General features: G+C 46.6%; 18 protein-coding genes. 8 read left to right on the top strand and 10 right to left on the bottom strand.

Annotated elements, in window-relative coordinates; genetic code table 11:
- Positions 1-135: 135 nt before the first annotated feature.
- Positions 136-261: a photosystem II protein Y gene (locus tag JGK39_RS06400; RefSeq protein WP_293248518.1), complete on the top strand. Its 126-nt coding sequence runs from the start codon at positions 136-138 to the stop codon at positions 259-261.
- Positions 262-858: 597 nt separating this feature from the next.
- A complete protein-coding gene (gene malQ / locus JGK39_RS06395) occupies positions 859-2,367 on the top strand; it encodes a 4-alpha-glucanotransferase (protein WP_293295976.1) in 1,509 nt (502 codons plus the stop codon).
- 231 nt (positions 2,368-2,598) lie between these two features.
- On the opposite strand, the gene JGK39_RS06390 is transcribed toward malQ, so the two are convergent.
- A complete protein-coding gene (locus JGK39_RS06390) occupies positions 2,599-3,465 on the bottom strand; it encodes a RodZ domain-containing protein (protein ID WP_293248512.1) in 867 nt (288 codons plus the stop codon).
- Entirely contained in the window at positions 3,462-4,256 is a 795-nt protein-coding gene (locus tag JGK39_RS06385) for a pseudouridine synthase (protein ID WP_293248509.1), read from the bottom strand. Before JGK39_RS06385 ends, JGK39_RS06390 begins: the two co-directional genes overlap by 4 nt.
- 602 nt (positions 4,257-4,858) lie before the next feature.
- On the opposite strand from JGK39_RS06385, the gene JGK39_RS06380 reads away from it, so the two are divergent.
- Positions 4,859-5,650 carry a DUF2993 domain-containing protein gene (locus tag JGK39_RS06380; RefSeq protein WP_293248495.1) on the top strand — a complete coding sequence of 264 codons (792 nt, stop codon included), beginning with the start codon at positions 4,859-4,861 and terminating at the stop codon, positions 5,648-5,650.
- Positions 5,651-5,856: 206 nt separating this feature from the next.
- Here the strand turns inward: JGK39_RS06380 and JGK39_RS06375 are convergent, their stop codons facing one another.
- From JGK39_RS06375 to JGK39_RS06365, 3 genes are all read right to left on the bottom strand, one after another.
- A complete protein-coding gene (locus JGK39_RS06375; RefSeq protein WP_293248492.1) occupies positions 5,857-6,774 on the bottom strand; it encodes a phosphatidate cytidylyltransferase in 918 nt (305 codons plus the stop codon).
- Between the two features lie 432 nt (positions 6,775-7,206).
- Entirely contained in the window at positions 7,207-7,800 is a 594-nt protein-coding gene (gene cbiT, locus JGK39_RS06370; protein ID WP_293248489.1) for a precorrin-6Y C5,15-methyltransferase subunit CbiT, read from the bottom strand.
- A gap of 105 nt (positions 7,801-7,905) precedes the next feature.
- Positions 7,906-9,423, bottom strand: a complete 1,518-nt coding sequence (locus tag JGK39_RS06365; protein WP_293248486.1) for an aminotransferase class I/II-fold pyridoxal phosphate-dependent enzyme — start codon at positions 9,421-9,423, stop codon at positions 7,906-7,908.
- Between the two features lie 361 nt (positions 9,424-9,784).
- Between JGK39_RS06365 and JGK39_RS06360 the strand changes: the two genes are divergently transcribed.
- From JGK39_RS06360 to JGK39_RS06350, 3 genes are all read left to right on the top strand, one after another.
- Positions 9,785-10,009 (top strand): gamma-aminobutyric acid A receptor, epsilon-like protein, encoded by a 225-nt coding sequence (locus JGK39_RS06360; RefSeq protein WP_293248483.1) that lies wholly within the window; start codon positions 9,785-9,787, stop codon positions 10,007-10,009.
- Between the two features lie 272 nt (positions 10,010-10,281).
- Positions 10,282-11,373 carry a redox-regulated ATPase YchF gene (gene ychF / locus JGK39_RS06355; RefSeq protein WP_293248479.1) on the top strand — a complete coding sequence of 364 codons (1,092 nt, stop codon included), beginning with the start codon at positions 10,282-10,284 and terminating at the stop codon, positions 11,371-11,373.
- A gap of 26 nt (positions 11,374-11,399) precedes the next feature.
- Positions 11,400-11,756, top strand: coding sequence for a phage holin family protein (locus tag JGK39_RS06350; protein WP_293248735.1), 357 nt, complete (start codon positions 11,400-11,402; stop codon positions 11,754-11,756).
- 363 nt (positions 11,757-12,119) lie between these two features.
- Here JGK39_RS06350 and JGK39_RS06345 read toward each other — a convergent pair whose 3' ends face one another.
- Entirely contained in the window at positions 12,120-12,572 is a 453-nt protein-coding gene (locus tag JGK39_RS06345) for a DUF3531 family protein (protein WP_293248476.1), read from the bottom strand.
- 16 nt (positions 12,573-12,588) lie between these two features.
- On the bottom strand, positions 12,589-13,605 hold the full coding sequence (locus JGK39_RS06340) for a Sll0314/Alr1548 family TPR repeat-containing protein (RefSeq protein WP_293248473.1): 1,017 nt from the start codon (positions 13,603-13,605) through the stop codon (positions 12,589-12,591).
- A 389-nt stretch (positions 13,606-13,994) separates the two neighbouring features.
- Between JGK39_RS06340 and JGK39_RS06335 the strand changes: the two genes are divergently transcribed.
- A complete protein-coding gene (locus JGK39_RS06335) occupies positions 13,995-14,666 on the top strand; it encodes an energy-coupling factor ABC transporter ATP-binding protein (protein ID WP_293248470.1) in 672 nt (223 codons plus the stop codon).
- 85 nt (positions 14,667-14,751) lie between these two features.
- Positions 14,752-15,474, top strand: coding sequence for a 16S rRNA (guanine(527)-N(7))-methyltransferase RsmG (gene rsmG / locus JGK39_RS06330; protein WP_293248467.1), 723 nt, complete (start codon positions 14,752-14,754; stop codon positions 15,472-15,474).
- Between the two features lie 58 nt (positions 15,475-15,532).
- Here the strand turns inward: rsmG and JGK39_RS06325 are convergent, their stop codons facing one another.
- The 3 genes from JGK39_RS06325 to rpiA all read right to left on the bottom strand — a co-directional run bounded on the left by JGK39_RS06325 (position 15,533) and on the right by rpiA (position 18,686).
- A complete protein-coding gene (locus tag JGK39_RS06325; RefSeq protein WP_293295974.1) occupies positions 15,533-16,288 on the bottom strand; it encodes a Fe-Mn family superoxide dismutase in 756 nt (251 codons plus the stop codon).
- 395 nt (positions 16,289-16,683) lie between these two features.
- Positions 16,684-17,889 (bottom strand): aldo/keto reductase, encoded by a 1,206-nt coding sequence (locus JGK39_RS06320; protein WP_366048817.1) that lies wholly within the window; start codon positions 17,887-17,889, stop codon positions 16,684-16,686.
- An 80-nt stretch (positions 17,890-17,969) separates the two neighbouring features.
- Positions 17,970-18,686 carry a ribose-5-phosphate isomerase RpiA gene (gene rpiA / locus JGK39_RS06315; protein ID WP_293248461.1) on the bottom strand — a complete coding sequence of 239 codons (717 nt, stop codon included), beginning with the start codon at positions 18,684-18,686 and terminating at the stop codon, positions 17,970-17,972.
- Positions 18,687-18,834: the final 148 nt, after the last annotated feature.

The following is an 18,834-nucleotide window of genomic DNA, read 5'->3' as shown; positions in this document are numbered from 1 at the left end:
TGCAAGCGCGATCGCTCCTTGCTGTGGAGGAACTTTTTCGGCGACAATATTTGCTTGAGGAGTCAGGAGAATGGCGACAAAATGAGATACAAATAGATTATGAGAATTTGTTAAAAAACTTTAGGAGGAGAACTCATGGAATTTGACTGGCGCATACTAATAGTATTGAGTCCCGTATTGTTGGCGGGCGGCTGGGCTGCTTACAACGTCGGCACTATAGCTCTCAAACAAGTGGAGAAATTGTTGAACAAGGAAACTTAAACTCAGCATTTTCACCGTAATTTCGCAGCCGACTGTTTGTTGAGATACAAAAACAGTCGGCTAATTTGTGCATTGGCTCTCAGGAGAGGGAGGGGTGATGCCATTTTCGATTGTGGCATTGAAGATTTTCGATTGTCAATGACCCCGATTTGCAAATCGAATGACTTACTGCATGAGGGTTTGGAACCCTGACATCGAGTTGCATCCTGTTTGGGAAGTTGTATGATGTTTTGCCGGGAGTTGGCAATGTACGACTTCAGACAGATAGGGCGCAAGCCGCATAAAAGTTATAAAGAAACTTGTGCAGAAACTGGGTGCGATCGACCAAAATAGTCAGCAGCAAACGATCTTGGGTAAGAGTTCCCCATTGACGGCAGTGTCGGCAAGGGTGTAAGTGGGGAGCTTGATGTTTGGCGAGATCCTCAGCATTTGTCATGAGATGGCGACACAAATATTTAGCAAGCACGTTCCCGCAGAAAATATGAGACAATCGCAAAAGTATTTGCCCTGAAAATCGCCCTACAAACTGCGAAGTTTAACCTGTAGGGAATATCGGTCAAATTGTCAATGTTTAACTCCTATATCTTTAGATAGATTATGCTTTTTCCCCGAGCTAGCGGCATTTTACTCCACCCGACATCTTTTCCCAGCCGATTTGGCGTTGGGGATATGGGAATAGAAGCATATCGCTTTATTGACTTTTTAGTAGAGAGCGACCAGCAATACTGGCAGATATTGCCGCTGGGCCCGACAGGATACGGCAATTCTCCTTATTCTTGCTATTCAGCAATGGCTGGAAATCCGCTGCTGTTGAGTCCGGAAATTCTGCGGGACGAGCAATTGCTCGGCGATGAAGATTTAGCTCATTCGCCGGAATTTCCCCTCGATACAGTAGAATTCGATCGCGCGATCGCGCACAAAATACCTCTGCTGAAAAAAGCCTGCGAAAACTTCAAAGCGAAAGCATCGCCGGTGCAGCAAAGAGAATTTTCGGCTTTTTGCGAGAGCAAAGCGACTTGGCTGGAAGATTATGCCTTATTTATGGCACTAAAAGACAGCTTCAACGGCAGTAGCTGGCACACTTGGGAACCAGAAATTGCACAGCGCCAACCGGAGGCGCTAGACAAGTGGCGGCAGGAGCTACATAATGAGATTTATTACTACAAATACGTGCAGTTCGAGTTTTTCCGCCAGTGGACTGAGTTGAAACGCTATGCGAACCTGCGCGACATTAAAATTATTGGTGACATTCCGATTTATGTCGCTCACGACAGCGCGGATGTGTGGTCGCATCCGGACTTGTTTTGTTTGGATGAAGCAACTGGAGAAGCCGCTTTGATGGCGGGAGTTCCGCCGGATTACTTCAGCGAAACGGGTCAATTGTGGGGCAATCCTGTTTACAATTGGGAGGCTTTGGAAGCAACTAATTTTCAGTGGTGGGTGCAGCGTTTTGAGGCGATTTTCGCTTATGTAGATGTGACTCGGATTGACCACTTTCGAGGATTTGATGCTTACTGGGCGGTGAAGCGGGGACAGGAAACTGCGATCGACGGAGAGTGGATTAATGCGCCGGGAACGGCTTTGTTTGAGGTAATTAATGAGAAGTTCGGCAATTTGCCGATTATCGCTGAGGATTTGGGGGTAATTACTCCGGAAGTGGAAGCTTTGCGCGATCGGTTTGAGTTTCCGGGAATGAAGATTTTGCAGTTTGCTTTCGGCGCGGGCCCTGGCGATCCTTTTTTGCCTTTCAATTACGTTCGCAACTGCGTAGTTTACACGGGTACCCACGACAACGACACGACTGTTGGCTGGTTCAATCAACTGCAAAACTACGAAAGAGATGAGGTTTTGCGTTATTTGGGTTGCATCGATCCCCAAGGAATTCACTGGTCTTTAATCCGCATGGGTTGGTTTTCTATTGCTAATTTGGCAATTGTTCCCTATCAAGATTTGTTGGGTTTGGATACGGACGCGCGGATGAATTTTCCGGGGAAAGCAGAGGGAAATTGGGGCTGGCGGTATCGGCGCGAAGCTTTGAATTGGGAGGTGCGCGATCGGCTCAAAACCATGACTTATATCTGTGGGCGCGCTCCCCAGAAAAATTGATAATGGGTAATTGGTAATGGGTAATTGGGAATTGGGAATTGGGAAGAAGGCCTTCCCAGGGCATTGGGCATTTGCTTTCCCAGGGCATGGGTTATTTGTTATTTGTTATTAGAAAAACTACTAACTACTAACGACTAACTATGCCCTGCGCGGGTCTTCTTCCCAATGCCCAATGCCCTATGCCCTATGCCCCATGCCCTATGCCCCATGACCTGGCAAGGCCGATTAACCTTAATTTTTGGGCTTGGCTGAAGGTTTGAGTTCGTCGGCGATAAAAACAACTTCTTTGGCAACTCCCGATTCTCCGAGTTGTTCGGCTTGTCGGTTATTCACAGCAATCATTACACCGCCGGCGTTACCAGCTAGAACTACCAATTTGTTTTGGGCCTGCCAAGTCCGCACAGTTCCTGAAGGCAAAGTTCCCTCAAACTCGGGTTTGCCATCAACTTCAATCTTCATCCATGATTCGGCTTTGAAAGTGACGTTAACCATGACTGGTTGATTGCCAGATTTATCTAAACTTTGACCTGTTCTTGTTGCTTCCACAGCATCGTAACTATCGGCTTTCTGATTTTTTGAAGCGGCGCTCTGGGCTAAACGAGCTTGTTCTTGCTCAAGAGCTAATTCTTTGGTTACCGCACCGTTTTTTGCTGTCATAGAACCGCCCATCAACTGAGATAAGAGATTGACTGAACAGATAATTAGAAATGTGTAAAAGAGGTACAGGTGCATCGGCCGCAATTGTGGGCCATTCTGCCAGGATAGCTTGGTGGTCGATCGCGCTGGCGGTTCGATCGGGAAAAAGTCGCCAAACTGAGCTGCATCTAAACCCATTGCTTCTGCGTACCGCTTGATCAAACCCTGAGTGTAGACGGGTTCGGGGAGTTGGTCGAGTTGGCCGTCTTCAATGGCTTGCAGTAGATTCCGCCGAATCATTGTTACCACGGCTACTTTGTCTAAAGAAATCGACTGCTGTTCGCGGTACTCGCGGAGTTGAGATCCTATTTCCGCTAGTTTCTTCTGAGGTGTTTCTGCCTCTTGGGAGTGCAGTTTCTTCTTAGTTATTTGGGAGAATAAAAACAATAAATTCTTTGTCATATGCTGTGCTCCTGGGGATTCACTGGCACGCTTATTGATGTTAGGTTGACTAGATTCCATAAAAAAATAATTTCTGAATCTTCTAGGGGTCGGTAGCAGCCCGGTGCCAATATCGGCCCTGCGGGGGGCTGCAATTGAATCGGGCCAATGGCTGTGCGGTGGAGGCGTACCACTGGATATCCCAACTGCTCGGCGGTGCGCCGAATCTGTCGGTTTCTCCCTTCTGATAGAATTACTTCTAACAGAGTTTGGTCTCGCGCGCGATCGAGAACTCTAACTTGGGCCGGTAATGTTTTTCTACCGGACAAGATAATGCCCTGACGCCACGCTTGCAGTATGGGTTCCGGGGGATCGCCGAGCACCCAAACTTGGTAAGTTTTGGCGATCGAGTGACGCGGGTGGGTCAAACAAAATGTCAGCTTACCATCATTGGTGAGCAAGAGGGCGCCAGTGGAATCTGCATCTAAGCGTCCTACGGGGTGGATGCCTTGACCAGAGCGCAGTTTGGGCTGCAGCAAGTCGAGAACTTTCGATCGCGCCCTGGGATCGCTGCAAGTAGAAACTACGCCTGCGGGTTTGTTGAGCAACAGATAGACACAAGCCGGTCGATCCGTTGGTTTCACTTGGACTCCATCGACTTCGATGAAATCGCGATCGGGATTTGCTTTTTGTCCTAAACGAACAATATTGCCATTAACTCGGACTCGTCCAGCTACAATCATCTGTTCTGCAAGACGGCGAGAGGCAATGCCCCACTGGGCGAGGATTTTTTGCAGCCTTTCATCAGACATGACGGGAGTGTGGAAACCACCAACACGCGAGCGGTGGAGGGAGGAAATACGACACGGTTAATGGATTAACCTTACTGCCAATGTTTAATTCCTGGTTGGGAATAAATTCTAATGTTTGCTAACCAATCCTTACAGGGCGTCGCACCTGGTGCAGATTGTCCTTATCGCATAACCCTGAATGTGTTGTGCAAAAACTACGAGGAAAAGACTCGCGGCAGGCTATTCCCTGCACCGTTGGTTTGTTGCTTATTTAAAATGTGTGGGTCTGGCACGACCACTAACTAACACTACCATAAAACCGGTACTGGTGGTTAATTTTATACGCTCGATCGCGAAATTTACCTCGGGATCGCACAACTCGCGAATTCTGGAGAGAGTCAGAGGGCCCAAAGGGTGAGAATTTTGCTGCTTCAGGCATTGCTGATGCCTGAAAACTGCTTCGGGAGTGATTTAGGAGTTGCGCTAATCAACCCGGTTCTAACGGAAAATCAGAGGTTGACGGCGATATCTCTGTGGAGAAACCGGGTTTGTGAGACGGGATGCGCTCGTCAACAGTTAATTTTTTGTGTTTGAATGTTAAGGTTTGTATTTTGAAATTGTTTATGACTGTCGATCGCCACTCTCTTTTATTTGACAATATAGCTACCGCTGCGGGCTCTGGTGGGACTGCCAACCTCGACGAGCAAGGGGGGACACCGCCGCCGAGCCAAGGCAGCCGGATCGCGAGTTCGGTGCTGTCTCCGGCGGTGCAGTTGTTGCTGCGATCGCAAGTTCAGCAAGTTGACGAGTTGAAAGTGAAAATTGAGGGGAGCGATCGACAAATCTTTAGCGGTGCGATCCCCAAAGTAACGGCCGCCGCTCGCGGTGCAGTGTATAAAGGATTACACCTAACAGAGGTTGCTCTAGAGGGGTGCGGCATTCGCATCAACCTCGGTCAAGCTCTCAAAGGCAAACCGCTGCGCCTGCTCGAATCTGTTCCCGTGACGGGCGTTTTGAGGCTCTCTCAAGCGGATTTGAATGCGTCCCTGAAAGCGCCTTTGCTGGCGGATGCTTTGAGTGAATTTTTGCTGCCAATGTTACCGCTGACAGATAGCGAAAAATCGCTGAAATTGCAAGATTCTCAGATCAAAATTGAGGCTGGGAAGTTGACGCTTTCGGCGACTATTTTGCGTGCTGGCGGTACGCAAATTCCTGTTGTATTGCGAACTGGTTTGCGGATTGCTAGCGGTCGCGAATTGATGTTTGAATCACCGGAAATCGAAGTCGATGGAGAAATCAAGAGCAGTGATTTCAATGATTTTAAAATTGATTTCGGGCAGGAAGTTGAGATTGATGAGTTGATTTTGAGTCCGGGGGAGATTGTTTGTCGGGGCTCGATTAGAGTTTTGCCTTAGTTAGTTAGCTGTTGATTGTTGACTGTTGACTGTTAGCTGTTGATTGTTGACTGTTGACTGTTAGCTGTTGATTGTTGGCTGTTGGCTGTAACCTGGTTCCCAGGAAGAGCCTGGGAATACATACCCGGAGGAAGAGCCTCCAAATTCCTATGCCCCGTGCCCCATACCCCATGCCCTATGCCCCATGCCCTATGCCCCATGCCCAATTACCGATTAATTAAAAAAGAGTCGATCGCGGGCAATAGCAAAGTCACAAAATAGTAGACTAAGGGTGCAGTAAAAACATAACTGTCAGTGCGATCGAGAATGCCGCCGTGACCGGGAATCAACTGTCCCGAATCCTTAACGCCGGCGTCTCGCTTCATCATCGACTCAGTTAAATCTCCCAACAAGCTAGCAACGCCAATCAACAGACCAAAAGCAGCCCCAGTATAGGGCCACCCCGGCCATTGCAAATACCAAGACCAGGCGGCGGCCACGGCGATGCTGCCGCAAACTCCAAATACGGCACCTTCAACGGTTTTTTTCGGGCTGATGTGGGACAGGCTAGTGCGGCCGAAGAATTTGCCGACAAAATAAGCGCCAATGTCCGCAGCCCAGATGCAGAGGAAAGCCACCAGCAGCGAAGTCAATCCTAAAGATATGTTGCTGGAACTTGTCCAAGACTGGGACGAGTAAATGTTAACGGGCAAATTGCTTGCTACTACTTGCGAAAATTGGGTGGTAGCGAGATTGGCCGGATCGAGGCCGACTCGCAGCCGTACCCAATAGCTGGGCAAATAACCGCCGTAGAACAATCCTAAAATTGAGGAGGCAATATCGGCGATCGTCGATAATTTAGGTTGGAATAACAGGTAGAAACAGATTAAGGTTCCGGCGAGGGGGAACATGGCGTCTACGAGTTGCGGCGCCAGGGCGGCAGTCATCAGCAAGCCTTGACTGACAACTAAGGTAGTTTTGGCCGCAGGTGCAATGCCTTTAGCCCGGGCTAATTGAAAATATTCCAATTGACCTAGGTACACGATGACGCCAAAGCCGAGGGTGAAGTACCATCCCCCCATAATAATCATTCCCAAAGCAAGGACGATCGCAACTATTCCACTCAGGATACGAGACCAAGGCATAAAATGAAGTTCTCACAGCAGACGGCGGGTCAGTCGATTTTAGATTTTAGATTTTAGATTTTAGATTTTAGATTTAGTCCACAGATGAATCTGGGGGTTGGAACTCTAATCTAAAATTTTGTTTTTTGGGCGGGATCGGTCGATTTGGGATGCAAGGATGCAAGGATGGTTAAGGTACTGGTTTGTCCCCCATCCTCAACCGGCGATCCAAAATTTCAACTCTGGCGATCGCTCCAGCTAAGGTCGCCCTTATTCTAAGTATGAACGTTAAGCGAACGTAAAAAAGGTTAAGAATTACATTTAGTGTGTGATTCTCAGTGATACAGCCTCCGGGCCCACATCACCATCTTTGATGTGGTGTGGGAATATCTCAGTGTATTGACTAATGACTAATGACTGATGACTGATGACTGATGACGGCAGGACCAATGACTAATCCAGCTTTTCACCGCTGAGAATAAAGATGGGATTGACAGCGGCAAAGATTTGACTCAGGCCCCGAGTTTCCAACCGGTTGACAGCGGACTGGACTACCTCGATGTTGCGGACTTGCAACTGAGAGAAGGTTTCGGAAAGGGCGTAAAGATTCTCTAAATTCGAGGCTGTGGCGACAACTCGACCCTGTGGGCGCAAGTGTCGCCAGACTTCCTGGAGAATCATTTTAATCGGGCGCCCTCCTTCGATGCAGACTCGGTGGGGGTGTTCGGGGAGGTTTTCGAGGCATTCAGGGGCGCTACCTTCGATGACTTCTACGTTTTTGATCTCGAATCGATCGCAATTTCGGCGAATCAAGCTGGCTACTTCTTCGTCCCTTTCTACGGCAATAATCCGACCTTTGGGACACAGCAAACCTGTTTCTACCGCAATGGTGCCAGTACCTGCACCGATATCCCACACCACTGAGTCTGCTTGCAGCCGCAGGTGGGAGAGTAACAGCAGTCGGACTTCTCGCTTACTCATGGGAATTCCCGGTAAACGTTCAAATAAATCGTCTGGGATACCAGGAGTGACGTAGGGCCAAAGCATAGTTTTATTTTAGATTTTAGATTTTAGATTTTAGATTGAAGCAAGACCGAAGTTGGAAGTCAGGCAGAAGTAGAAATTCTCCCCATTTCTTCCCAGCCTTAATATTTACTTTGCCACAATCCTGAGAGTTTGGAGGCTTCTATCGCTGCAACCTGTGATTTTTCCGCCGGCGGCAAGGATGTGTTGCAGGTAGTCAAGGGCTGTTTGAGTAATGATTTCACCGGGCATCAAAACTGGTATTCCTGGGGGATAGGGACAGATGAGTTCGGCACTGGTGCGATCGACTGCTTTGTCTGCTGCTACGGTTTCCGTTGGCGAAAAGAAGGCCTCGCGGGGGGAGATTGGGGGAGTGGGGGAGAGTGGGAGAGGGGAAACATCTTGCTTCTTGCTTCTTGCTTCCTCTTTAAACATGAATCCGTTAAATCCGTTAAATCCGCTACATAATCCGCTGCCGAACTTGCTTCTTTCGGCTAAAAGCGTAAAAGCTTTAACTAAATTGTCAATATCTGATTCTGTATTTCCCAAACTGATAATAAATGTGAGATGTTGCGGCATTGGTAATTCTGCGGTGACTGCGAACTCCGAGTGCAGAATTTCATCAGCCGCAAATCCAGTAATTCCTAAATCTGATACTTTTACTGTTAGCCTCGTTCTGTCTAATGCTGCAAAACCACGTGTATTTAACTGTTCTAAAACTGATAAGCCGGGAATTTGACTGATGTGCGATCGCGCTTTTGCAGCTAAATCTAAAGTTTGCGCCATTAACTCGTTTCCGTGGAGGGCGATTTGTTGGCGGGCGGCGTCTAATGATGCTAATAATAAGTAGCTGGGACTGGTGGATTGTACAAGCTGCAATGCTCGATCGACTTTTTGGATATTTATGCGATCGCCCTTGACGTGCAGCATCGATGCTTGAGTCATTGCACCGAGGGTTTTGTGGATTGATTGTACTGTTAAATCTGCCCCGGCTGATAGGGCCGGTGCTGGCAAGTTGGGATGGAAGTTAAAGTGCGCGCCGTGGGCTTCGTCTACTAATAACGGTATGTTGTATTGATGGGTAATTTTGGCGATCGCCCGCAAATCCCCGCACACGCCGTGATAGGTTGGGTAGACGACCATTACTGCTTTCGCGTCGGAATGTTGTTCTAAGGCTGCTGCTGCGGCTTCTGGGGTGATGCTGTTGGCAATATCCCAAGTGCGATCGTACTCTGGACTGACAAAAATCGGCATTGCACCGGATAAAATTAAGCCGGAAATCGCCGAAGAGTGGATATTTCTAGGCAAGATAATTTTATCGCCCGGGCCGCAAGTCGCGACAATGGCGGCGATAATTCCGCAAGTCGAACCGTTGGCTAAAAAGCGAGTTGAGTCTGCTTCAAATGCTTGGGCTGCTAACTCTTGAGCTTGGGCAATTGCACCTTCTGGGTTGAAGAGATTATCTAATTCTGGCAATTCGGGCAAATCTGAGCGAAATACTGCGGCCCCGAACAAGTCAACTAAGGGTTGAGAAATGCCTTGTCCGCGTTTGTGTCCGGGGGCGTAGAATGGGCTGTGATGGTGGTTTGTGCGATCGCGCAGCGCATCTAATAGCGGAGTTTGTTGTTGAGGGTTTGCTGGTGACACTTATACAATTTTAGATATTAGATTGGGGATGACTCGCTGGATATGGGTTGGGATATTCCCTAATACTCAAGGCTTAATTTTAGGCGGTCATAACAGTGAAGAATCGCTATTTAGATAGATGTGTTAGCCGCTGTTTTGATTTTAATATAAGAGACTCCTTCATAAATATTTGATTGAGAGTTTAACCGCATATCGAGGCAGATAGACGCAGATAGACGCAGATAAATTTAAGGTGTTTGTCAATTTTGTCAACTCTAATTAACCAATACCACAAATCGGGTGTTTTTGTTTTAAAAGATAGCTGGAAGTGGTGACAAATTGTTTTTGAGACATCTGTATTACTAGCGAGCAAAATACTAACATGATTTATCCCACTCCCGATCCGATGCCAGACCCGCAAATTCCCGGTACTGAACCGGGGCTGCCGGAGATTCCCGCATCGCCACCGGTGCCTGGCCCCGTACCGGAACCTGTACCTGCACCAATTCCGCAGCCAATCCCTGAACCGGTGCCGGAAACTGTACCTTTTCCGATTCCTCAAACAGTTCCGGGCCCTATTCCTCAGACTATCCCTGAACCTATCTAAATTATGTTTTAGTCCACAGGGAAGTTTAACAGAATTTGTGAGGTCGATCGCCCAAACCGAGTTTCTAGCCCAGGACCCAATTTTTGGATAAATAAGGGATGGGGACAGGTTTTGGGCGATCGTTCTTTTGTGTAACAACTTCTGAATCATTGAGCAATCCACCTCAAGTTAGACATTTAGGCGAACACAGGCTTTAAATTTGGGGCAGCCTGTTCGATAGATTGCGGATACTTATGATATTTTTAAACAGTGATATGTGTTTCTAAATAGCTATGCTTACCGCCGGAATTGTCGGACTGCCTAATGTTGGCAAATCAACTCTGTTTAATGCTTTGGTGGCTAATGCCAAGGCGACTGCTGCTAATTTTCCTTTTTGTACGATCGAGCCAAATACGGGTATCGTGGCAGTACCCGACGAACGGTTGAAGGTGCTGAGCAATATTTCCAATTCTGTGCAAACTGTGCCGACGCGGATGGAGTTTGTCGATATTGCCGGTTTGGTGAAGGGTGCGAGTCAGGGGGAAGGGCTGGGAAATCAGTTTTTGTCTCACATTCGGGCTGTAGATGCGATCGTCCACGTTGTCCGCTGTTTTGACAATGATGATATCATCCACGTTTCCGGTTCTGTCGATCCCCAGCGAGATATTGACATTATCAATCTCGAATTAATTTTAGCAGATTTAGCTCAAATTGAACGCCGGCTCGATCGCACTCGCAAACAAGCCCGCAACAACAAGGAAGCTCAAGCAGAAGTAAACGTGCTCGAAAAGTTGGTTGTGGTTTTGAATGCAGAAAAACCCGTGCGCCAAAGCAGTTTAACCGACGAAGAAGCAGAATTAGTTAAAGGTTTAGAATTGTTAACAAACAAGCCGATTATCTATGCAGCTAACGTGTCTGAAGACGATTTGGGAACCGGAAATAGCTATGTCGAACAAGTCCGGGAAATAGCAGCTAAAGAAAATGCTAAGGTTGTCATAGTTTCGGCGCAAGTTGAGTCAGAATTGGTAGAACTACCAGAAGAAGAGCGGGCGGATTTCTTAGAATCTCTGGGGGTAACAGAAGGTGGCTTAAAATCTTTGATTCGAGCTACCTACGAATTATTGGGTTTGCGGACTTATTTCACTAGCGGGCCAAAGGAAACTCGCGCTTGGACAATCATCGCAGGAATGTTAGCGCCGCAAGCTGCGGGGGTGATTCACTCGGATTTTGAGCGGGGTTTCATCCGGGCAGAAACTGTAGCTTATGAAGATTTGGTGGCTACAGGCGCGATGAATGCAGCTAAGGAAAAAGGCTTAGTTCGCAGTGAAGGAAAAGAGTATGTTGTACAAGAGGGGGATGTGCTGTTGTTCCGATTTAATGTTTAGTCTTTTAAGGAGATAAGCACGTGCACATAGATATCGTTTCGCTGATAATTGCTTGGCTGGTAACATCTGTGAGCTTTTTTATTATTTCCAAGTTACCCATCGGGGTAGACATTGACACTTTTGGAAAAGCAATGGTTTCCGCGGCAGTTTTTGGATTGCTGAATGCTTTACTGCGGCCGGTTTTTATGTTGTTTAGTTTTCCAGCTTTGTTGATAACTTTTGGTTTGTTTATGATTGTTATCAACGCTGCTATCTTTGGATTGGCGGCTTGGCTAGTTGAAGGGTTTCGCTTGCGCTGGGGAATTTGGAGCGCTTTGTTGGGCGCTATAGCCCTCGGTTTCATTAACTCTTTTCTTTACAGCATTTTGCCTAATCTTCGCTAGAGAAAGGTAAGGCGGACAAAGGGGCGGGTTTATGTATGCTGTTAGCTATAGCAATATTTTTGCTAGAACCCGCCCCTAATGACCAATGATATTATGCCCGGTCAATTACCAGTAATAAAAATGGTTTGTAGTAAGGACTTAAGTCCTGACAATCAGAGGACTGAAGTCCTCACTACAAACCAAAAAAATAGTTTGTAATGAGGACTTCAGTCCTGATAATCAGAGGACATCAGAGGACTGAAGTCCTCACTACAAACCAAAAAAATAGTTTGTAATGAGGACTTCAGTCCTGATAATCAGAGGACTGAAGTCCTCACTACAAACCAATCTTAATTATCGTCATTCTCTTCGGGTACGATCTGACTAATTATCTGCCACAAAAGCCTCTCGACTGCGACTGTTTGCGACAGGCCAGTTTTTGTTTTCCCCGCCAATAATTAGTTCTTCAATAGTCACAAATTCTTTGCTGAGTTGCTGGAAAACATTAATTAAAACATCGATGCCGATCGCATCGCTAGTCCCCAAATCAAACCAGCAGCGAGCCCAAGAACCTTGATACTCCATTTCTCCCATATTGTGCATCAAAGCCATCATGCTTTGGTCGGCTAGATTAACATCGTAATCCATGTCACTAATATCTAAGCCTTCATCTTGAACTTGCAAATTTTCAGCATTAAATCCTCCCAGTTTTCCCAGGAAAAACCAAGAGTCAAACACTTCTTCTACATACTGTTTTTCGCCGTTTGAAGGCACGTTGCTGAATTTTAGCCAAATCCAGAGGTCAAAGGGGTTAAATTCGCGAAACTGTACTTTCATAGTTTTTTGGTCTTTTTTAGAGTGGTGGTAAAGCCGTCGGCCCCCAGATGCCATCTGCATCTCTAATTTTATCGCGCATCGGGTCGCAGTCGCGAGATTTACTGTCGAGACGGTTGCGGGTTTTGCACTGCTGAAAGAAGATTTCGGCTACTAAACTGCGCGGTAGTTGGTCTGGTTTTGCTAAGGCGGCGTCGAAGTTTTTTCGGGCTTCTTCAAGTATGGTTTTGTTGTTGGATTGAGTCTTGGCTTGAGCAAATAAGACTTGTGCTTTGAGATAAAGGATTTCGGGGTTGCTGGGTGTTTCTGCTAGGGATTTATTGGCAAATTCTAAAGCGCGATCGTACTTTTTCAAGTCTCGATAGCCTACGGCCATGCCGCGATAGGCTAAGTAGCGGGGCGAGGCTTTTTCTTCCAGTCGTTTAATGGCGTCGCTGGGGTTGGAAAAGGGTAGGTTTGAGGCTAACATTAAGTCCATGTAGCCTTTTAGCAGGTTGAGTTCTGGGTCGTTGGGCGCTATTTTTTCTGCTGCATCTAGGTATTGAAATACTACTCGCAGTTTGTTGAGTGCTTGGGGCGCACCTTTGGCTGTTCCTTCTTTGGCTATGGCATTTGCTCCTTCTAGAAAGTGACCTGCTGCTGTGTAAATGTTGCCGCGCAAGGGGTTAGTTTTGGTCAATTTTTCGCCGATTTCGCGGGTTTTTTGAGCGTAGGTATTCATCGAGTTTAAGTCTTGCTCGATGTAGGATAATGAGGCTGCCATTGCATAGGCTAGGGGTTCGTTTGGTTCTGCTGATAGTGCTTGTTGAACTTGGGCTTTTGCTTGTTTGTAGTTTCCTTGCTGAAACATTGTTTTGAAGGCGGTTTCGGTGTTGGGCCCGATCGCCTGCTGGTTGCTCGTGCGGAAGGGATCGCCCGCTACTGCGGAGTTAATGCAGATGCCCAGGGCGATCGCACTTCCACAGGCGATCGCCCGTACTGTCTGTTTGTAACTTAACATTTGCTCCAAGGGCGATGCTAAAGGGTTTTTCGTCATAGTCAATTCTCTCAATGAAATATACTGTAAACTAGAAACAAGAGAGTTACGTTCTCAGACTATCGGGCCGCTAGCAAAAAAGAGTTAAATTTGCTTGATTTTTTGTGGCTCTTGCGGTATATTTTAATAATGGAAGTGTGAATTCTAATATATATGAGCGCACAGATTTCCATTGTCAAAATATACCATAAAAAATGTCAATAATCAAACGCCAAGGCTGAAAAAAACCGAAAATTTTGTAAAGATTTATGTAAAATAAATTTGGGCGATCGGCACCAGCAAAAAACAACCTTAACTATTAATAGCACAACCAAGAGCGGAGGGATAGATGAGTCCCAATGCCCAATGCCCCATACCCCATGCCCAATTTCTAACTACCAATTACGTTAATGCTTTATCTAAAAAACTTAGTCTATCATCCTACAGCCTGTCCCAATGCTATTCTAAAAAATATCAACTTAGAACTGCCATCGCAGCAAATGGGGCTGATAGTCGGCCGCAGCGGTTCCGGCAAAAGTACGCTCTTAGAAATATTAGCAGGTTTAGCAGAAAAAACTAGCGGCGATATCCGCTGGCGCGAACAAGAATTAACACCGGAACACTTGCAACAGTTAGGAGGTTTAGTGTTCCAGTTTCCAGAAAGACATTTTTGCGGAGGTACAATTTTAGAAGAATTGCGACTGGGACATCCCGAATTGGGACAAGAACAAATTAACTCAGCAATGGCAGAAGTGGGACTCGGACATTTGCCGCTGCGCGCTTCCCCCCACGCTTTGAGCGGCGGACAACAGCGCCGGGTAGCGCTGGCGGTGCAGCTAATTCGCCAGCCGCATTTGCTGCTTTTGGACGAACCGACGGCGGGCTTGGATTGGTCGATGCGCCGACAGTTGGTAAGCTTGTTGGGTAAGTTGAAAAATCACTGGACTTTGTTGATTGTAACTCACGATGCTAGCGATTTGTTGAGCGTTGCTGATAAATTTTGGACTTTAGACCATGGGGATTTGCAGGAGGTCGATAGGGCTAAATTAGAGGCTAAGGAAGCAAGTTGTGTTAGTCAGTAGTCATTAGTCAGTAGTCATTAGTCAGCAGTCATTAGTCATTAGTTCTTTCGATAGTTATTAGAAGATGAACCAGACGGAAATTAGTATGTTGCCCGAGATGAATGAGTTGTGGCAGCAAACGCTGAATTGGCAGCCGAATGAGTCGCAGCAGCAACAATTTCAGCGGCTTTATGAGTTAATTGTTGAGGGCAATCGTTCCTTAAATTTAACTCGAATTACTGAGCCGATAGAGTTTTGGGAAAAACATTTGTGGGATTCTCTGCGGGGAATTGCGAGACTGCTGCCACCTCATCACAATTTGGCTGAAAATGCCGAAATTCCTGCTGAGTCGGTGTTGAAAGCGATCGATATCGGGACTGGTGGCGGTTTTCCGGGGTTGCCGATCGCGATCGCCCTTCCGCATTTATCAGTCACTCTCCTGGATTCTACTCGCAAGAAAATCACTTTCTTGGACACGGTTTTGCCGTCTTTGGGTATAGAAAACGCTACGACTTTGCTGGGCAGATCCGATGAAATTGCCCGACAACCGCAGCACAGACAAGCTTACGATATCGCATTGCTGAGGGCAGTTGGAGCAGCTTCTATGTGTGCTAAATACGCGCTACCTTTCCTGAAAAACGGCGGTTTGGCGGTACTTTACCGGGGAAATTGGACGCTGGAGGAAGAGGCAGAGTTGCAAAGTGCGATCGAGCATTTCGGCGGCACAGTCGAGTCAGTCGAAGCATTCACCACGCCGACGAGTCAGGGCGCGCGCCACTGCGTTTACCTGCGGAAAGTTGTCAAGCAGTTCGATCGCCCGATTCGCTAGCGGAAGCCATTTTAGATACAATAGCGGTTGAAACAACCGCCACTGTATCTTTGTTAAACTAACCGATCGCCTTTTCGTAACGTTTGTTAATTTCCGCCCAATTAACAACATTCCACCACGCTTTTAAGTAGTCTGCACGCAGGTTTTGGTATTTGAGATAATAAGCGTGTTCCCAAACATCATTGCCCATAATGGGATACTTGCCATCACTGAAAGGACTGTCTTGATTGCCAGTAGTTGTAATCTCAAGTTTACCAGCTTTATTGCGAACTAGCCACACCCAACCGCTGCCAAAACGCTTAGTACCAGCCTCGTTGAATTTGGCTTTAAAATCCTCAACACTGCCGAAATTTTGCTTAATTGCTGTGGCAATTGCTCCTGTGGGTTCGCCGCCACCTTTGGGACTCATGATTTCCCAAAACATACTGTGATTGAGGTGTCCGCCGCCATTATTGCGTACAGTTGTGCGAATATCTTCCGGCACTTTGCTCAAATCTTTGAGCATATTTTCAACACTCACGTTTTTAAGATTCGGGTATTTATTGACAGCATCGTTGAGGTTTTTAACGTAAGCTGCGTGGTGTTTGTCGTGGTGAAATTGCATTGTCCGCGCATCGATGTGCGGTTCTAAAGCGTTGTATTCGTAAGGCAGAGGCGGTAGTGTAAAAGGCCCGGGAGTTTGGGCTATTTTTGGGCTTTCTGGGGATGGACTTGCTTGCGCTACACTATTGCCTGACGCTTGGCAAGCACCTGCGGTAATAGCTCCGACGGTGGCTGTTAGCAAATACAAGAAATCTCGGCGTTGGAGTGTCATAAAAGATCCCGAAGTGAATTATTAACTGTTTTATCTCAGATTAAAGCAAAATGGGAGAAAGTTGGGAAAAAAATTATAAAATCGTAAATATACCTAATTAAACTTAAAATACAACTCGCGCTCAAGCTTGCTGTGTATATCTTCTTCTTTCCTAATGACTAATGACTACTGACTAATGACTACTGACTACTGACTACTGACTACTGACTACTGACTACTGACTACTGACTAATGACTAATGACTAATGACTACTGACTTATCGCCCGAATGGATGACACAGATGGGCGATGTGGGTGACAACGCCTCAAGTATAGGCTAAGGAGGTACGTGTACATAAGTCTCACGTGCTCCGGCTCACAAACCCGGTTTCTGTCTCGAAACCGGGTTTTTTCGATTATTCTTGGGATAAGCGCTGCACGGCTTCGCCTCCAAAAAGCCGATCGGCTGCTTGGAGAATACCGGGAATTTTCGCAGCGTGGGGGCTGTGGGCGAGACAGCGGCGCAAGTCTAATTCATCCAGGCGATTCCCTACGGGATAGCTGCGCTTCACGGCTTTTTGGCCCGGAAACCAGTGGCTGGCGTTACCTAAAAGGTTGTAGCGCATCTTGCAATAGTCGAGCATATCGTAAGCATTCGCCAAATTCCACAGCCACAAAATCACGCGAATGTTAACTCCTCCGGGAGTATTTTCGATAGTTGGCAAACCGAAGTCCCAAGTCTTAAACCAATCTTCTCCTAATTTATCAATTGCTGCCTTTTCCAGCCTTACTAATATCGGCGGCAAAATTTCATCAGCTTTATCTAACAATTCTACAGCTTTGAGATGCTCGTTAAAATCTTCAGGTTTGGCTGCACCCAAACTCAAAGTATGTACTTGCGGGTGCGACAAACAAAACAAATCATTAAACACCATCGGACTCAGCGGATAACACAAATCTACCAACTTTTGCGGTGGGCTGTAAAGTTGACCGCCTTTGTCGGAAGGACTGATAATAAAAACGCCCATATCGTGACGTTTAGCTGCTTCAATTGCGGGCCAATTATTTTGATTAATGTAGTACCAGTGCAAGTTAAGATAATCGAATTGATTGGTTTCAATGGTTTTGACAATCACATCCCTAGGGCCGTGAGTTGAAAAACCAATAAACCGAACTTTGCCTTCTGCTTGCAATTTTTTCGCTACATCCAAGCAGCCGCCCGGGCGCATAGAATCCTCTAGCAATTCCCAGGTATTAATGCCGTGTATCGAAAATAAATCGACGTATTCTAGCTGTAAATAAGCTAAGGATTTATCAAATTCTTCGCGAAATGCCTCGGAGTTGGCTTGAGGACAAACTTTCGTTTGAACAATCAAGTTTTCGCGGGGAAACTTCGGCAAAATCCACCCCAACTGCATCTCAGAAGTGCCGTAACCGCGAGCAGTTTCTATGTGATTGATGCCGCATTCAAGCGAGTAGCGAATCGTCGCTTCGAGATTTTGTTGATTGTCTGGTGGAATTTCATTTGCTGGCACATCTTGCCATTTGTGGTGATATCTCATGCCGCCGCAGGAAAAGACGGGCATGGATAGTTCTGTGCGGCCGAATCTGCGATATTGCATCATCAAAAAAGAGATACTAACTTATTAACATATCTAAATGTAGGGTGCGCATTGCGCACCTTACGGGAGCTAGCGATTCCCTATTTAGAAATCTCCCGGACTACGGGTTTGCCGTCCTTAATTTCGCCTACTAAAACCAAGTCTGTACAATTGACAAACAAACCATTTTCTAACACGCCGGGAATGTTATTCAAAGTTTTTTCTAATTCCGCAGGATTGTCAAGGTTGTCAAATTGAACATCAATTACCATATTACCTTGATCGGTAATTACCGGGCCAGCTTTTCTGATTCCCATGCGAAGTTCTGGTTTGCCGCCCAATTTTTCAATGGCGCGAGTAACGGGGGTAATTGCCATCGGTATAACTTCGATGGGGACGCGAAAAGTCGAACCCAATTTATCTACCATTTTGGAACTGTCAACTACTACAATAAACTGAGCAGCGAGACAATCGACAACTTTTTCGCGGGTGTGGGCGGCGCCGCCACCTTTAATTAAGTTGAGGTGCGGATCTACTTCGTCAGCGCCGTCAATGGCTACGTCTATTCTGTCAATTTCGTCGAGGGTTGTCAGCGGCACTCCGTACTGTTTGGCTAATACTTCTGATTGAAAGGATGTCGGGACTCCTTTGATATCTTTGAGTTCGCCTGATTTTATGCGATCGCCCAATGCTTGAATAGTATAAGCTGTAGTTGACCCCGTGCCGAGTCCGACAATCATACCAGATTTTACGCGATCGGCAGCAGCAAAGCCAACTTGCTGTTTCATCAATTTTACGGGGTCTTGTGCTGTGGTCATGTTCGGTATTCCTCAATAGCTTTAAGATTATACCATTTATTAGGGATTTTTTTAACCGCAGAGAGCGCAGAGAACGCAGAGAGGAAGAAGCAGAAAAGACCGCACTCACGAATTGTTTCAAGTGGGATATTCTCTCTTTCTTCTCTGC

This window comes from Microcoleus sp. PH2017_12_PCY_D_A (assembly GCF_020738565.1).
GTDB lineage: Bacteria > Cyanobacteriota > Cyanobacteriia > Cyanobacteriales > Microcoleaceae > Microcoleus.
This window is presented reverse-complemented; position numbering and strand designations above follow the sequence as displayed.

Bases quoted from the DNA above. Each gene is read 5' to 3' on its own strand.
- malQ (WP_293295976.1), top strand. From the start codon at position 859: ATGCTTTTTCCCCGAGCTAGCGGCATTTTACTCCACCCGACATCTTTT.
- JGK39_RS06385 (WP_293248509.1), bottom strand. From the start codon at position 4,256: ATGTCTGATGAAAGGCTGCAAAAAATCCTCGCCCAGTGGGGCATTGCC.
- JGK39_RS06390 (WP_293248512.1), bottom strand. From the start codon at position 3,465: ATGACAAAGAATTTATTGTTTTTATTCTCCCAAATAACTAAGAAGAAA.
- JGK39_RS06335 (WP_293248470.1), top strand. From the start codon at position 13,995: ATGCTTTATCTAAAAAACTTAGTCTATCATCCTACAGCCTGTCCCAAT.
- JGK39_RS06320 (WP_366048817.1), bottom strand. From the start codon at position 17,889: ATGCAATATCGCAGATTCGGCCGCACAGAACTATCCATGCCCGTCTTT.
- JGK39_RS06325 (WP_293295974.1), bottom strand. From the start codon at position 16,288: ATGACACTCCAACGCCGAGATTTCTTGTATTTGCTAACAGCCACCGTC.
- cbiT (WP_293248489.1), bottom strand. From the start codon at position 7,800: ATGCTTTGGCCCTACGTCACTCCTGGTATCCCAGACGATTTATTTGAA.
- JGK39_RS06340 (WP_293248473.1), bottom strand. From the start codon at position 13,605: ATGACGAAAAACCCTTTAGCATCGCCCTTGGAGCAAATGTTAAGTTAC.
- ychF (WP_293248479.1), top strand. From the start codon at position 10,282: ATGCTTACCGCCGGAATTGTCGGACTGCCTAATGTTGGCAAATCAACT.
- JGK39_RS06380 (WP_293248495.1), top strand. From the start codon at position 4,859: ATGACTGTCGATCGCCACTCTCTTTTATTTGACAATATAGCTACCGCT.
- rsmG (WP_293248467.1), top strand. From the start codon at position 14,752: ATGTTGCCCGAGATGAATGAGTTGTGGCAGCAAACGCTGAATTGGCAG.
- JGK39_RS06375 (WP_293248492.1), bottom strand. From the start codon at position 6,774: ATGCCTTGGTCTCGTATCCTGAGTGGAATAGTTGCGATCGTCCTTGCT.
- JGK39_RS06345 (WP_293248476.1), bottom strand. From the start codon at position 12,572: ATGAAAGTACAGTTTCGCGAATTTAACCCCTTTGACCTCTGGATTTGG.
- JGK39_RS06360 (WP_293248483.1), top strand. From the start codon at position 9,785: ATGATTTATCCCACTCCCGATCCGATGCCAGACCCGCAAATTCCCGGT.
- JGK39_RS06400 (WP_293248518.1), top strand. From the start codon at position 136: ATGGAATTTGACTGGCGCATACTAATAGTATTGAGTCCCGTATTGTTG.
- rpiA (WP_293248461.1), bottom strand. From the start codon at position 18,686: ATGACCACAGCACAAGACCCCGTAAAATTGATGAAACAGCAAGTTGGC.